The organism is Cylindrospermum sp. FACHB-282 (genome assembly GCF_014697195.1).
Taxonomy (GTDB): Bacteria; Cyanobacteriota; Cyanobacteriia; order Cyanobacteriales; family Nostocaceae; genus Cylindrospermum.
In genome coordinates, this window is the sequence record NZ_JACJRJ010000106.1 from 1 (window position 1) to 1,706 (window position 1,706).

General features: G+C 41.3%; 4 protein-coding genes. All 4 read right to left on the bottom strand.

What is annotated here, in order from left to right; translation table 11 throughout:
• Positions 1 to 182 (bottom strand): Arm DNA-binding domain-containing protein (locus H6G32_RS26340; RefSeq protein WP_190463704.1); only part of this gene is annotated, 182 nt, incomplete at its 3' end.
• Between the two features lies 1 nt (position 183).
• Positions 184 to 552 carry a hypothetical protein gene (locus H6G32_RS26345; protein WP_190463706.1) on the bottom strand — a complete coding sequence of 123 codons (369 nt, stop codon included), beginning with the start codon at positions 550 to 552 and terminating at the stop codon, positions 184 to 186.
• Between the two features lie 41 nt (positions 553 to 593).
• On the bottom strand, positions 594 to 1,007 hold the full coding sequence (locus H6G32_RS26350; RefSeq protein ID WP_190463708.1) for an ASCH domain-containing protein: 414 nt from the start codon (positions 1,005 to 1,007) through the stop codon (positions 594 to 596).
• Between the two features lie 315 nt (positions 1,008 to 1,322).
• Positions 1,323 to 1,643 carry a hypothetical protein gene (locus H6G32_RS26355; RefSeq protein WP_190463709.1) on the bottom strand — a complete coding sequence of 107 codons (321 nt, stop codon included), beginning with the start codon at positions 1,641 to 1,643 and terminating at the stop codon, positions 1,323 to 1,325.
• Positions 1,644 to 1,706 lie beyond the last annotated feature (63 nt).

Below are 1,706 nucleotides of genomic sequence, written 5' to 3' on the forward strand. Positions count from 1 at the left end.
AGGGTGGGGTCAAATATACCTAAAGAAATTTCTCGCTGGATTTCCTCCCAGCGAGAATCTACAATTGCTCTATTCTTGGCTGAATCTTTTAGCCCAGAATTTAGGTAAAATTGTTTGCTATATCCACTTACTCTAAAGCGAATTATTAATTTATTTGATCTAGAGTCAGTAGTTACAGCCATATCAATTAATTCTTTCTATTTGGGTGCGGTTGGCGCTTAGTTGACCACCTACATCGCAAAGCTCAATCAGTAGCTCTACATCCTCTTCATCTTCATCTTCATCTTCCCCTTCTGAAGACCATGTCCAATCAACTTTGACAATCACGCTAGCTATGCAATTCTCAAAGGTGGAGCCGTCTTCTAGGTCAATGGTTGCATCTTTAATCTTAAAGTCTTTGCAGCTACGGAATCCAACGCAACCGATGTCATCTAAAATAATTTCGCCTTCGTCGTCATATTCATAGTCAGGATGTGCCGATTCGTGCGATAGATAAAATTCAATTTCAGATTTTGCAAAGGCTAGTATTTGCTCGTTTGAATGTTTTGTCATTAGCGAATTTGTTGTCAGTGGTTACAGCAATGTCTGTCTTGTTAAAGATTAAATAATCCCTGTCGTCCCTTAACTTCAAACGGCGGGTCAATCGGACGAATATCAGTGAGAATCCAAGCGAACCTTCCTACTTCCCAGTCTCCCGCCGCCCGCTCTAGTTCTGTTTGAGAATTTATAAATTCTTCGGTCATGATTATGCAATTTGTTAAATTGCACTGTGCTACTGCATATCCAAAATACAGATCGCAGTAGCGTGGCAGTTCTCTCTTATTTCTTAATGGATACCAAAAAGTATCGTAGTATAAATTCTCTAAGTCACGATTGGTCTTTTGGGCGCTGCAAATTATTAAATTCCCTCTATATTGTGTTCCCCAGTGCCTGGTTTCTACTTGCTTTAGCCCTAAAGATATCAAGCCCGCCCAGGGCTGCCACAGGCTGATTGCTTTGTTTACCATAAAGATAATTGTCCTTCTACAATGTGGTCGCATTTTATAGCAGGTTTTCGAGTTTTCCGCCCTTTTTTATCGGGCTGTTTGTCAATTAAGCCTAAGTTGTAAAATGCTTTTCGGCGTTCGTCCAGCCAGATTTTGTATAGGTGATTTTCACGGCTGCCGAATGGGTAAGATTTGTCTATCGCCTGCTTAATTTGTAAAGGAGTCGCCTCTGCTGGTAACTCCTTTACTGCTTTAGTAATCGCCGCAGAGGCGGCTTTTCGCTATGTAATCATCAGAAGTTTTCGGGGGACATATCAATCTCAATCAGCCCCCCAGTTAAAAAGGGACTTCACCTGAAGTGTCAACGAACGCTTCCGATAAATCCAGCATTAACTCTACCATAAATGCGAGCCTTTCTCTATGAGTCATACTCGGTTGAATCGCCTTAATCAATCGATGTATCGCATAAGATGAGATGCGTTTACTGGCTTCATGTACTTGTCGTTCGATTTCGCCTTCTACAAAAGCCTTTTGAGCATTTGCTATCGCCATGTAGCCTTCCTGAGTGTAAGATGGTGCATCTTTCCATGCAGCATCACCTTCTTCCGTATATTTGGATTCGTAAGCTAGTTTTGCTAATCTTTCAGTGTCAATCATTATCTGTCTCTTGATAGTTGGAGTAGGTTTTCATCGCGCATTCTCTCTATATGTTGAGAGCAG

Coding starts and splice junctions, on each gene's coding strand:
- H6G32_RS26350 (WP_190463708.1), bottom strand. CDS start 1,007: ATGGTAAACAAAGCAATCAGCCTGTGGCAGCCCTGGGCGGGCTTGATA.
- H6G32_RS26355 (WP_190463709.1), bottom strand. CDS start 1,643: ATGATTGACACTGAAAGATTAGCAAAACTAGCTTACGAATCCAAATAT.
- H6G32_RS26345 (WP_190463706.1), bottom strand. CDS start 552: ATGACAAAACATTCAAACGAGCAAATACTAGCCTTTGCAAAATCTGAA.